We start from the raw sequence: 12669 nt of genomic DNA on the forward strand, positions 1-12669 counted from the left end.
TTTGCCATCCTCCAACAGCCCCTATCATCTATCTTGGAGGATGAACAAATTATCCACATCAGACCGGCGACAGATAACTATATCGTTCTGTGTAACGCTTGAGTCCACAGCTTTTAAATCAGGGTGCAAACGGCTGTATTACCTAGCAATTGTACTACTTCTGTAAGTACACTAGGATAGATGAAAGTACACTCCAATATTTGGAGTAATTACCATGAAGGAACCAGGAAAAGATTTTCACACACGGCCAACTAGCTTTACTCCGCCAGCCGTTGAATCTATGGGGCTAACTTGGCTAATTGCCGCAGCGATCGCGACTATTCTGTTGTGGCAAATTCCAGGAGGCGATTACATTTTATACCCTTTTAGTATCTTGGCAACTTGGTTCCATGAAATGGGTCACGGCTTGATGGCTCTGCTCTTAGGGGGACGGTTTCACCAATTACAAATTTTTAGTAATGGTTCCGGCGTTGCTACTTATAGCATTTCACGGGCTTTAGGGCCAATTGGCCCGGCTTTAGTCGCCGCCGCCGGTCCGATGGGGCCATCTCTGGCCGGAGCCGGTTTGATTCTGGCTTCTCGTACTTTTACCGTAACTTCCCTGAGTTTAAAGTTTCTGGGTGGTTTTTTGTTACTTTCAACATTACTTTGGGTACGTTCTTGGTTTGGATTGCTGGCAATTCCCATCCTGGGGATAATTATTTTGGGTATTTCCCTGAAAGCTCCTCGGTGGATACAAGAGTTCGCTATTCAATTTCTGGGTGTACAAGCTTGTGTGAGTGTGTACCACCAAATAAATTATTTATTTAGCTATAGTGCTGGGCCTTTAGGACTTTCTGATACCGGACAAATGCAAAAGTATCTACTTTTACCTTACTGGTTTTGGGGTGGATTGATGGCGATCGCATCTCTGGTGATTTTAGCCCAAAGTCTCCGCATCGCCTATCGTTCGGAGTAATGGGGACAATGAATATGCAAAGATCGCGATCGCTCTTTTGCATTCAAGTGAGGTACAAGCAGTAATAATTAAACGCAGATGGACGCAGATAAACGCAGATAGTTTTGTACTTTATTAGACTAGGAAATGCTATAAGTAAAGAATTGCTTTGATTGTATATTTAGTTTTACTTAAGCAGCGCCTTAGCTTCAACTTCTGGTTGATACATAATCTCATTCGCACAAGAACGACCCTGTTCAATATCCGCAATATTAGCAAAAGTTGTTTCGGCAATATTGTGCAGAGCTTCTTCAGTAAAAAAGGCTTGATGTCCAGTAATCAAAACGTTAGGAAATGTTGTCAAGCGTTGAAAAACATCATCTTGAATGATTTCGCCAGACAAATCCTCAAAGAACAAATCTGATTCTTGTTCGTAGACATCCACACCCAAAAAACCTATTTTGCGTGACTTCAGACCTTCAATCACGGCTTGAGTATCAATCAGCGCTCCTCGACTAGTATTGATTAACATCACCCTGGGCTTCATTTGGGCTATGGACTCGGCATTGATCAAGTGATGAGTTTCAGGCATCAGGGGACAATGTAAGGAAATGATATCAGAGTTAGCAAATAGCTCAGGCAACTCTACATATTTCCCACCCAGTTGCTCTAGTTCGGCGTTGCGATAGACATCATAGGCTAGTATATTGCAGCCAAAACCCTTCATAATCTGTCCCAAAATTAGACCGATTTTGCCCGTGCCAATAATCCCAACTGTGCGACCATTCAAGTTAAATCCCAACAGTCCTGTGAGCGAAAAATTACTTTCCCGGACGCGGTTATAGGCATGATGAATTTTGCGATTCAGGCTCAAAATCAAACCCACGGCGTGTTCTGCTACTCCATAGGGTGAATAGGCAGGAACACGCACAACTTTAATCCCCAAATCTGCTGCGGCTTGTAAATCGACATTATTAAATCCGGCACACCGGAGGGCAATGAGGCGAGTTCCCCCGGAAGCGAGAATTTTTAAAGTAGGGGCATCTACCAGATCATGCACAAATACGCAAACAGCCGGAAATCCCGCCGCTAAAATCGCAGTATTCCGATTTAAGCGGGGTTCAAAAAACACCAACTCATGTTGGGCAGATGAATTTGCAGCTGCTAAAAACTGTCGATCATAGGCCTTTGTACTGAAGACTGCTATTTTCATCTCAAACCTCAGCCTAATGCTGCATATTTTCTCATCCATAATAGCTTGTGGGTGGCAGGGACGATTGCATCTTCCATTACCCCCAGTCATCGACTTTAACCTAACTAGGACTCTGATTTGTTTATCCACCTTCTAAATAGGGGTCTGTGGTCAGATGTGTTACAGCAAGCATACTCAGTACAAAAACTCTCTCCTCAGTTAGATAGAATACTCAAAGAAATTCCTAAGCAGTTCAGTTGTATGTACGGGGTTCTTGTTTCAAGCATTCTTCCAAATAAACTATAGGACTACTATTTGATTTTTGAACAGACACGTAGGGTGTGTTAGCGGTAGCGTAACGCACCAAAGCCTTAATAAGGGTGAGTTACGGACTTCATCCTAACGCACCCTACAATACTTAATTTTTTCATAAATCAAACCGGATTCCTATATGTCTTTTTCCTCATACAAGGAATAAGTATTTACTCAAATGAAGCTTTACTCAAATACTCATATTGATTTTACGTTGCTTCAACATCGGATTTGTGATTTTCTATATTTAAAACTGTTTTCAGTACTTCTTCATCTGTAAAGTAATGATCATGAGATTTTCCAGTTATTTGTTTTAGTAATGAAAAGGGAAGTTTAATTTCTCTATGACAGATTTTTTCTGAATTAGAATCTTTGGGAATAAATGTTTTTGTAGATAGCCAATCTTGATTAGAATAAAAGTCAATCCATGTCTCTATCTGTTCATTATTAATACATTTCCTAATTTTTTTCTCAATCTGATTAGACTTATAAGATAAAAATTTTAGGCATCCTCCCATAGAAACATAGCGAATCCGATGCTCTTGTTGATAATCTGCAAGCAAATCAGTTGCAATAACGACACCAAAACTATGAGCTAGAATAGTTACTTTATTGTAATAACCTGTTTCTAAAACGGCATTTAATGTACCTGAAACTTGCTTACGAATCTTTGCTCTCATAATCCTTCCTTCAGAGTTCTCCTTCAAGTACCGTGTGGAGAATTCCGCAACATCAACCATTAGATTAATTGGCACGAAACTAAAGAATCCACTGACAAGTGTCCAAGCTGTAAAATTAGTCATCTGCTTACCAAAAGAGCTAATTTGTTTTGCCCATTCTTCAGAAATGGGAAACCCTAGAGAATTTGGTTCTTGTCCTAGTGCTATAAAGGTAAGTGCAATAATTCCATAAAACCAAAAAATCCCTAAAAGCAGAGATATACCTAACCCTATCAGTAAAGGAGGACAACTTGTTAAAATAGTTAATTTCTTTGTGAAGAACCAGTAAAATAACATATCTATGCCACGCAGCAATCGATCTTTTAAATTGCGGTTACTTAATTGGTTATTCACCAAATCATTCCAATAGGCATCATAAACATCAATTTTTTTAAAGTTGTCTTTATTTGTAACCAATTTTATTGTTTTACCAATATATCCTGCTATCTTTTCTTCCCCTGCTTCTTCGATTCTGTAAGGTTCCAAAATATCTGTAAAACCAGTTGATAAATAATCAAGAAAATAATTTCTATCTCTACCAAGATAGAACCCATGAATAAAAATAATTGCCTCTCTTTCGGATGTCATTTTTTCTAAAATTTTTAAAAGTAAAAATCATATTTTATAATCCTATAACACTGACTATAATCTAGTTACATTTTGTCACACTCCTTATTAAAATTAATAGATGAACTTAACGAAGTGGAATAAAGCATAAGACCGAAGCGGTCATGCTCCGCGAACGCAAGGTTTTCAGCGTTTTTACTTTTCGTTACATAGTTAGGTTGATTTATGCCTACCTACTTAAGTTGGCGGGAAATTTCCATTTGAAGCCGCAATAGCAAAGGTAAAGGTTAAAATCAAATCAGCCTTTGTATTGTAGGGAATGTGTCCCACATCACTCCGAATGCGGTTCACTGCATAAATCCTGATTGTCAACGTCCTTATCCTCAACCTTGGGGAAACAAATTTTGTAACAGCTGTGGCGCACTGCTACAGATGCTAGATCGTTATGTCCCTCTCCAACCATTGGGATCAGGAGGATTCGCCCAAATTTACACAGTTTGGGATGAAAAAACCCAGACAGAGAAAGTCCTGAAAGTGTTGGTGGAACATTCCCCAAAAGCCCTGGAATTATTTACACAAGAGGCAGAGGTTTTAATTAAGTTGCGGCATCAGGGTGTTCCCAAAGTAGAACCTGATGGTTATTTTCAGATCAATTTACCCAATCCGAAACCGCGTCAACTAGCTTGTCTGGTGATGGAAAAAATTAACGGTCAGACTTTGGAAAAGATCCTCGAAAATTATCCTCAAGGATGTCCAGAGTCTTGGGTGTTAAATTGGTTTTCTCAGGCTGTAAAAATTTTACAGGAATTGCACAAACGCCAGATTATTCACCGGGACATCAAACCTTCTAATTTGATGTTGCGAACTGTCTCCCCAACTCCAGGGGTAAACCAGGAGGAACTGGTATTAATTGATTTCGGTGGGGTAAAACAATTTAATACCGCTAAACTGCGTCGAGAGTCGAGTTCAACTAAATTATATTCTTCTGGTTACAGTCCCCCAGAACAGATGATTGGGAATAACGTGGGGCCTGCGGCTGATTTTTATGCCCTCGGTCGGACGATGATTGAATTGCTTACGGGTAAATATCCGCCGGAGTTGGGAGATCCTGACACTGGGGTGCTGCGCTGGCGCAATCAGATCAACGTTAACCCGAAACTAGCAGATTTACTAGATGAAATGGTACTAGAAGATGTGCGATCGCGTCCTGTAAATGCGGTAATTATTCAGAAACGCTTGAATAAGATTATCCGGACATCTTCCCAGTCTAAGTTATTTTTCCCACAAAAGCACTTCGTTCAGCAAGCCACAACCCAGGTTTCCCGCAAATTTGCACTCTCAATACAAGCTATTGAGCAAGCATTAGGCAATTTGACCAAAGCTATCGGCACAACCATTATTTTGATAGCTCAGGCAATTCTCAAAGTCTTACAAGCTTTTTTGGCGACAATTTGGGCAATGCTACTAACTGGGTTGGGGGCTTTTTTAGGTACAATAACTGGCTTTATCGTAGCCTATAGAACAGTCTTAGGCGAGCAAGTTTCTGCATATATTTTTAGTCAGCTACCCGAATTAGTCAGCAATACTCAAGCTGTGATGGCCACAGAAATTATAGTGTTTGTCGGCGCAGGCTTGGGAACTGCATGGGGACTGACCATATCGGGGTGTTTTGGTCAACGACGACGGTTTTTAGTAGCATCGCTCATGGGTATGATCAGCTATGGGCTTAGTTGCTTAGTTTGGCAATTAAACACCACCCAAGATAGCGGTGAAGGACTATTGGCAGTAATTTTAGTGGCAGTTTTTCTATTCACCTTGAGTATAAGTTTTCGCAGCCATCACATAGTTCATGCTCTGGTTGCGGCATTTGGCACTGCAATCATCTTCGCAATATTAATTGTTTTTGGCTTTCCCACTACTGTCTTTCAATTTTCGGCGCAGCCTCTGTGGTCGGCATTATCCTTACCCATTGCTTTTTTTAGTTTAGTGAGTCTCTTGATCAGCTTTTGGCTAGGGGTGAGTTATTACCTGATTGTGCCTGGGTTGCGCTTTTTGGGGTGGCGTTAACAGAGTTCGTAGAGCTAGCTGTGTCCCAATACAGTTCAGTTAAACCTTTCTTTCTTTCTTCTCTTTGTGTCCTTTGCGTTCTTTGCGGTTCGTTCAAAAAATTGACTTTGATCAAGAGTTTTAGCATTAACTGAACCGTATTGAGCTGTGTCTTGGGAGAATTTTGCCTCTTTCCCATGCCTAATACAAGATCCCCCCAGCTTTATTTGACTTTTAGCCGGGGGGATCACATATGTGGTAGTCTATAAATGGTTCAGTATAGTGCCTTACGAAATTGATTCTAAACCCTAAATCTGATTTTGTATAGTCCTGTAAAGAGAATTTATCTGATTTTTATAGCATCTTCATCACCACTTCATGCCAGTTATTTGCTGAAAAACTCGTATATCTTGAAGTATTGCCTAACTTTTCATCCTGATCTCCCCGGCTACCGGCTCCCTTGTCTCTTCGGTCAACCCATTCCCACAGTGTGACTGTAGAGTAAAAGCATTTTCTGGAGAAACACTTTTCTATCATGGGAAGAAAGCCTGTCTCGGATAAAATAGAGTAATGCTCACCCGTATAAAAGACTTAGCCACAAAATTAGCACCCCGCTTAATTGAAATTCGCCGCCATATCCACTCTCACCCAGAACTTAGCGGTCAGGAATACCAAACATCTGCCTTTGTGGCTGGTGTGTTGTCTTCCAGTGGTCTCCATGTCCAAGAGGGGATTGGTAAAACTGGGGTGATTGGAGAACTGGAAAATACTGGCACAGATAAGCGTGTATTGGCAATTCGGACTGATATGGATGCTTTGCCGATTCAAGAACGGACAAAGTTAGAATATGCTTCTCGTACAGAAGGTGTCATGCACGCTTGCGGTCATGATGTCCACACCACTGTGGGCTTAGGAACAGCAATGGTACTGTCGCAAATAACAGAGGAATTGGGCGCTAAAGTGCGGTTTTTATTTCAACCAGCCGAGGAAATTGCTCAAGGGGCAAACTGGATGGTGAATGATGGGGCGATGGCAAATGTCTCAGCTATCTTAGGCGTTCATGTTTTCCCTTCCATACCCGCAGGATCTATTGGTATCCGTTACGGCGCATTGACAGCTGCTGCTGACGATTTAGAGATTATCATTATCGGAGAATCTGGACATGGGGCGCGTCCTCATGAAGCGATTGATGCGATTTGGATTGCTTCACAAGTGATTACTTCATTGCAACAGGCTATTAGCCGCACACAGAATCCTTTGCGTCCTGTGGTGTTGAGTATCGGGAAGATTACTGGTGGCCGAGCGCCCAATGTGATTGCTGATCATGTACAGTTGTTGGGAACAGTGCGATCGCTTCATCCGGAAACCCGGAGTCAACTGCCCAACTGGATTGAAAATATTGTCGCTAACGTCTGCCATTCTTTCGGGGCGCGTTATCAAGTCAATTATCGCCAAGGCGTACCGAGTGTGCAGAATGATTATTCTATCACCCAATTGTTACAATCGTCGGCTGAAGAAGCTTGGAGTAGCGATCGCGTCCAAGTCTTACCTGAACCTTCCCTTGGCGCTGAAGACTTTTCTGTTTATTTAGAACACGCCCCCGGTTCCATGTTTCGCTTAGGTGTCGGCTACAAAGAGAGAATTATTAATCACCCATTACACCATCCTGAATTTGAAGTTGATGAATCTGCCATTATCACCGGGGTTGTGACGATGGCTTACGCCGCTTATAAATATTGTCAATGAAGTTAACATATACCGCTTAGTGCAGCTTTTACCACTCACCAATTGATAGAGATGTTGCGGCCGCTCAAGTAGTCGCAATACGTGGACTTGCAGGCGTAGGGCATACGGTCAAGATGCTTGCTGAGGGTAAATTCATTGGAATCCCCGTGCCTTTAGGTCGAGGAGTGTCAATGTTTGATAGGTAAAACCCACCTGGGTAGGTTTTACCACCTTTATTTCCAGTTAATCGGCGGATAAAGGCGAATTACTAAACATTGGCTCCAGTCTTAGTACCGCCCAATTTTGTTTGAATTCGGCTCTTAGCAGCTTTAAATTGTGTCGCTAGTTGCTCAGTTTGTTCACTACTCAAGTTGTTGCGAATAGCAGCAAACATTGTGCTTTCCTCTTGACGAATATGATCGCCGACAATATCCATCAAATTTCTGACTCTATCTTTAAATTCAGCAGCAGATGGATTAATAGCCCGGATGTCATCTAATAGCCGTTTCATTTGGGCTTGTTCGTCATAAAGTTCTTGGGTGTCGTTCTCACCGTAGAAAGAACGTACTCTAGGATAAACTACTTCCTCTTCTGCTTCAGCATGAGCTGTTAAGTCTTTGTAAATTTGACCGAAATACTCTTGAATCTTTTGTGAATCGTTGCTTTGCAGTAATTCTGTAAACAGGATATTTACTTTATTGTGATCCATACGAATCACATCCTGGATATTCATATCCTTTTTGTCACTGGTTTGGGTAACAGCGCTACCGACCGCGCCACTAAAAGCAGCGATCGCATCTTGAACTCTTCCCCAAATCCCTTGATCTGCATCTTGTCCAGTCAGTTCACGAACACCCAAAACTTCTAAAATACCTTTAAGTTGCTCTTGGTGAGCGCGGTTTTCAAAGTTAACGGTATTTAAAGGACTAATGGCCGCCATTACGTCAGCACCAACTTTTTGAGCCGCCTTGTGAATTGTCACACCAGACATTACTTGTTGATGCTTTAACAATTCATGCTGAAATATTTTTTCATAGAAACTCAATTCAGAGCCTTGCATCAATTTGCGGATTTTGTTGGACATTTCTTGGACAATTTGTTCTGGTTGTTGTTGGATACCATACTGAACCATGACAGTTTCCAGAACGCCTTGATTTTTTTGGTCATCTTCTAGCATCTTCCGGATGCGATCAGAGATTTCAGCATCTGTTGATTCTCTCAAAAACAGTTGCTCGTTTTCGATAAACAACTGTTGAATTAATTTCATGTTTGCCAATTTTACGGCAATAGCATTTCGTTTGGTATCATCTAATGAACTAACCATGCTGAGTTCTCCTCTGAAAAAGTGTTCGTATTATTACTCTGTTTCAGATTGACATACAATTCAGGTGAATTCCATCTTTCTTTTGAATGATCGCTGGCGTAACTTCAGACATAACATTCAAATATTTATCACGAATAATTTCATATCTCTACTTTGCGAAAGATAACCGTATAAATTAGACTCCATCGCCAGATAGATAAATTTTCTATGCTATTTTTATAAATTGACTCAAGGATAATTAAAGCAGAATTCAAGTAATAATTCCCCACCCTACTGGAGCGGGAGAGCAACCATTGAACTAAGCGACAGAATTAATTTTGATGTTTCGAGGCTTTTAAAATATATGATCAGCCAATAAAATCGCAGCGGGCAAATTAATATTGCAAATTGAAGCTAGTATTCACCAAATTTGTTTAATCGAAAAATAGGATACTAAATAATGGAAACTACAGGAACAGAATCCAATTCCACACCGTTCCCAAATATTCCACCAATTATTGAAAGTGACGATAGAGAATATCGGGATAGTGGTGTACCCAGCACAGTGGCGATCGCCGGACATCCCTTACACCCCCTGACAATAATTTTTCCCATTGCTTTTTTAGCTGCTGCGTTGGGAAGCGACTTCGGCTATTGGTTAACCCATGATTTTTTCTGGGCTAGAGCCTCCCTATGGTTAATTGGACTGGGACTTCTAGGAGGTATCATCGCCGCAATCACGGGGATGAGCGACTTTTTGAGAATTGAACGTGTTCGCAAGCGCACCGCCGGCTGGACGCATTTGATTCTGAATGTCATGATTTTAGCCTTAACAGCCCTCAACTTGTTTTTACGTCTTGGAGATCCTGAATCACGGATATTACCTTGGGGATTCTTTCTCTCACTGGTTGTGGGTACGCTAACTAGCATCACTGGCTGGTTTGGGGCGGAACTTTCCTATCGGCACAAAATTGGTGTAGTAGGTGCTGGTAGCAGAAGATATCCTTAGAATTTGCTGTAAAAATCAGGCTAAAATTTTATGAAGTTTTTAGCCTAGAAAAAATGTCTCAAAATCGCCAACAAACAAGATATATTATCCTCTCCCAGCTCATCGTCATCCCGATGGGCTTTTACTTTCAGCCATAGGGAGATTATTACTGGGTACTATCTTTACTTTGTGGGATCTTCCTGATTATCTGTTGGGTTGTGTTTGCGGTTATTTCTGGCTCCGACAACTACAAATAATTGGATATGCAAAAAAGAGTGAAAGTTAAACCTAATTCCAAAGAACAAAAAATTGAAGAACAAACTGATGGTAGTTTGACTGTAAACTTAAAGTCTCCGCCAGTAGATGGCAAAGCGAATGAAGAGTTAATTAAATTGTTAGCTAAGAAATTTAATGTGCCAAAATCTCATATCAGAATTAAGTCTGGTTTATCCTCTCGGCAAAAGCTGATTGAAATTGACACAGATATTTAATTGGTTAATTATTATGTGTACTAGCTTACCAAAACAATCAGAAAAGAATACACAAGTATTTACTCGGCAAAATTTTTCTCTTGTGTAATCTTGATATATCTAGGCTGAGATTTGACTCGTTCAATCCAAGCTTGAATAGCAGTAAATTTGGTCAAATCAAACCCACCTTCATCAGCCACATGAGTATAGGCAAACAAGGCAATATCCGCAATTGTATAACGCTCACTGACAAAAAAGTCGTGCTTCATTAAATGATTGTCCATAATCTTGAGTGCTGCATAACCAGGTTCACGTTTTTGCTCTATGGCTGGGCGATATTCCTCAGCTTTACCTAAAATAGAAATCCAAAATCTTGATGTAGCAATAAAAGGTTCATGGCTATATTGTTCAAAAAATAACCATTGCAATACTTGCGCTCTTAAAAATCGGTCATATGGTAAAAATTCTGTGCCTTCACTCAAATATACTAATATGGCATTTGATTCTGCTAAATATTTCCCCGTGTTCACTTCCAAAACTGGTATTTTACCGTTGGGATTCTTCATTAAAAACTCTGGGGTGTGCGTCTCTCCTTGCAGAATATTAATGTTGATTCTCTCAAATGGCATACCCATTTGTGTCAATAAAAGTCGGATCTTATAACTGTTACCCGATGGTAAGAAATCATACAGTTGTAAAGTTTTCATTTCCAAAATTATAATAATGAATATCGAGATCACTTAGGGGCTAAAATACAATATATTACAAACTAAACTTGGAGAAACAGGATATTTATTATTTATTTTTAGTATATGCGTACAAGACGGATTTTCCAAGATATAAAAAACAATAGAAAAAATACTATAGGACTGATATTTGATTTATGAAACACACTTAGGGTGTGTGATCGAGGAGAGTACGGCACCAAGACCTGGAAGACGGTGCGTTAGGCTAAAGCCATAACACACAATACATATACTTAGATTTTTTCAATAATCAAATTGGATTCCTTTATTATTTAGTCATTGTATTTAAAATTTTGATTTTATTCAGTGTAGGAAAATAAAAGTATGTGTGGAAGATTTACTTTAAATCAGTCATTGGGGGCGTTAGCTGAATTTTTACGTGTAGAGAAAATTCCCGATTTAGCTGCTCAATATAACATTGCACCTACGCAAAATGTGGCAACAGTGCTACATAATCCTAAAACTGACAAGCGTGAGTTTCAGCAGTTACGTTGGGGGTTGATACCTTCCTGGGCAAAAGATCCAAAAATTGGTGCGAAGCTGATCAATGCTAGGTCGGAAACAGTTGCGGAAAAACCAGCTTTTCGGTCAGCATTCAAGCAGCGACGCTGTTTAGTGCTAGCTGATGGTTTTTATGAGTGGAAACAACAAAATGGGAAAAAACAGCCGTTTTATTTTCGTCTCTTAAATGGACAGCCCTTCGGTTTTGCGGGGTTGTGGGAAAAATGGCAACCCCTAGAGGGAAGGACTGACTATGAGGAAATCATATCTTGTACAATTTTAACAACGGCAGCGAATGAATTAGTCCAACCAATTCATGAGCGAATGCCAGTGATTGTGTCTCCACAAGATTACGATTTGTGGTTAAATCCCCAAATGCCAACACCTGAGCGACTACAGCAGCTATTGTGTCCATATCCAGGTCAAGTAATGACTGGCTATCCAGTTAGTAGCTTGGTGAACAATCCTCGACAGAATAGTTCTGAATGTATCATCCCTCTGGGTGAAGAGAAATCACTTCCTGAGAATATCTTTTAAAACCATAGAAGCACATATGCCAAGAACCCAAAAAAACGATAATTTTGTTGACAAATCCTTTACAGTGATGGCGGATCTCATCCTGAAACTTCTGCCAGCCAACAAAAAAGCTAAAGAAGCATTTGTGTATTACCGTGATGGGATGTCAGCGCAGGCAGAAGGTGAATATGCCGAAGCCTTAGACTATTACGAAGAAGCGCTCACATTAGAGGAAGACAGTTACGATCGCAGTTATATTCACTATAATATGGGGCTAATCCATGCTAGTAATGGTGACCACGATACAGCTTTAAAAATGTATCACCAAGCGATTGAAATGAACCCACGTTTACCCCAAGCTTTGAATAATATTGCGGTGATTTACCATTATCAAGGTGAAAAAGCCAAAGAAGCTGGGGATAATGACGCTGGCGAAGCATTGTTTGACCAAGCAGCAGATTATTGGATTAGAGCTATTCGCATGGCTCCCAATAACTACATTGAAGCCCAAAACTGGCTGAAAACCACTGGACGGATGCAAATTGACGTATTCTTTTAAATATTCCTCTGTTGGGCTGAGTTAGTCAAAGCTGCCCTGACCATCAGAAAGCACCCCACCCCGCAAGCGAGGTTACGGTGTACACAGA

At 40.6% G+C, this 12669-nt stretch carries 11 protein-coding genes; 7 read left to right on the forward strand and 4 right to left on the reverse strand.

What is annotated here, in order from left to right; all coding sequences use genetic code 11:
- The first annotated feature begins 214 nt into the window (after positions 1-214).
- Positions 215-958, forward strand: a complete 744-nt coding sequence (locus AACX33_RS19140; protein ID WP_193997967.1) for a M50 family metallopeptidase — start codon at positions 215-217, stop codon at positions 956-958.
- Positions 959-1124: 166 nt separating this feature from the next.
- Here AACX33_RS19140 and AACX33_RS19145 read toward each other — a convergent pair whose 3' ends face one another.
- Both AACX33_RS19145 and AACX33_RS19150 read right to left on the reverse strand, forming a co-directional pair.
- Complete coding sequence (locus AACX33_RS19145; protein WP_193997966.1) at positions 1125-2150, reverse strand: 2-hydroxyacid dehydrogenase; 1026 nt, start codon at positions 2148-2150, stop codon at positions 1125-1127.
- Positions 2151-2650: 500 nt separating this feature from the next.
- Complete coding sequence (locus tag AACX33_RS19150) at positions 2651-3748, reverse strand: hypothetical protein (RefSeq protein WP_193997965.1); 1098 nt, start codon at positions 3746-3748, stop codon at positions 2651-2653.
- A 300-nt stretch (positions 3749-4048) separates the two neighbouring features.
- On the opposite strand from AACX33_RS19150, the gene AACX33_RS19155 reads away from it, so the two are divergent.
- Entirely contained in the window at positions 4049-5794 is a 1746-nt protein-coding gene (locus AACX33_RS19155) for a protein kinase domain-containing protein (protein WP_193997964.1), read from the forward strand.
- A gap of 549 nt (positions 5795-6343) precedes the next feature.
- Positions 6344-7519, forward strand: a complete 1176-nt coding sequence (locus AACX33_RS19160) for a M20 family metallopeptidase (RefSeq protein WP_193997963.1) — start codon at positions 6344-6346, stop codon at positions 7517-7519.
- A 247-nt stretch (positions 7520-7766) separates the two neighbouring features.
- Here AACX33_RS19160 and AACX33_RS19165 read toward each other — a convergent pair whose 3' ends face one another.
- A complete protein-coding gene (locus AACX33_RS19165; RefSeq protein ID WP_193997962.1) occupies positions 7767-8822 on the reverse strand; it encodes a hemerythrin domain-containing protein in 1056 nt (351 codons plus the stop codon).
- A gap of 439 nt (positions 8823-9261) precedes the next feature.
- Here AACX33_RS19165 and AACX33_RS19170 point away from each other — a divergent pair, with 439 nt between their 5' ends.
- Both AACX33_RS19170 and AACX33_RS19175 read left to right on the forward strand, forming a co-directional pair.
- Positions 9262-9810 carry a DUF2231 domain-containing protein gene (locus AACX33_RS19170; RefSeq protein WP_193997961.1) on the forward strand — a complete coding sequence of 183 codons (549 nt, stop codon included), beginning with the start codon at positions 9262-9264 and terminating at the stop codon, positions 9808-9810.
- Between the two features lie 242 nt (positions 9811-10052).
- Positions 10053-10280, forward strand: coding sequence for a DUF167 domain-containing protein (locus AACX33_RS19175; protein WP_193997960.1), 228 nt, complete (start codon positions 10053-10055; stop codon positions 10278-10280).
- Between the two features lie 59 nt (positions 10281-10339).
- Here AACX33_RS19175 and AACX33_RS19180 read toward each other — a convergent pair whose 3' ends face one another.
- Entirely contained in the window at positions 10340-10966 is a 627-nt protein-coding gene (locus AACX33_RS19180; protein WP_193997959.1) for a glutathione S-transferase family protein, read from the reverse strand.
- A 363-nt stretch (positions 10967-11329) separates the two neighbouring features.
- Between AACX33_RS19180 and AACX33_RS19185 the strand changes: the two genes are divergently transcribed.
- Both AACX33_RS19185 and AACX33_RS19190 read left to right on the forward strand, forming a co-directional pair.
- A complete protein-coding gene (locus tag AACX33_RS19185) occupies positions 11330-12043 on the forward strand; it encodes an SOS response-associated peptidase (RefSeq protein WP_193997958.1) in 714 nt (237 codons plus the stop codon).
- A gap of 16 nt (positions 12044-12059) precedes the next feature.
- Positions 12060-12581, forward strand: coding sequence for a photosystem I assembly protein Ycf3 (locus AACX33_RS19190; RefSeq protein ID WP_193997957.1), 522 nt, complete (start codon positions 12060-12062; stop codon positions 12579-12581).
- Positions 12582-12669 lie beyond the last annotated feature (88 nt).

The sequence above is a fragment of the Nodularia sp. LEGE 04288 genome, assembly GCF_963896525.1.
Taxonomy (GTDB): domain Bacteria; phylum Cyanobacteriota; class Cyanobacteriia; order Cyanobacteriales; family Nostocaceae; genus Nodularia.

Coding starts and splice junctions, on each gene's coding strand:
- AACX33_RS19140 (WP_193997967.1), top strand. CDS start 215: ATGAAGGAACCAGGAAAAGATTTTCACACACGGCCAACTAGCTTTACT.
- AACX33_RS19165 (WP_193997962.1), bottom strand. CDS start 8,822: ATGGTTAGTTCATTAGATGATACCAAACGAAATGCTATTGCCGTAAAA.
- AACX33_RS19175 (WP_193997960.1), top strand. CDS start 10,053: ATGCAAAAAAGAGTGAAAGTTAAACCTAATTCCAAAGAACAAAAAATT.
- AACX33_RS19180 (WP_193997959.1), bottom strand. CDS start 10,966: ATGAAAACTTTACAACTGTATGATTTCTTACCATCGGGTAACAGTTAT.
- AACX33_RS19145 (WP_193997966.1), bottom strand. CDS start 2,150: ATGAAAATAGCAGTCTTCAGTACAAAGGCCTATGATCGACAGTTTTTA.
- AACX33_RS19170 (WP_193997961.1), top strand. CDS start 9,262: ATGGAAACTACAGGAACAGAATCCAATTCCACACCGTTCCCAAATATT.
- AACX33_RS19190 (WP_193997957.1), top strand. CDS start 12,060: ATGCCAAGAACCCAAAAAAACGATAATTTTGTTGACAAATCCTTTACA.
- AACX33_RS19160 (WP_193997963.1), top strand. CDS start 6,344: ATGCTCACCCGTATAAAAGACTTAGCCACAAAATTAGCACCCCGCTTA.
- AACX33_RS19185 (WP_193997958.1), top strand. CDS start 11,330: ATGTGTGGAAGATTTACTTTAAATCAGTCATTGGGGGCGTTAGCTGAA.
- AACX33_RS19150 (WP_193997965.1), bottom strand. CDS start 3,748: ATGACATCCGAAAGAGAGGCAATTATTTTTATTCATGGGTTCTATCTT.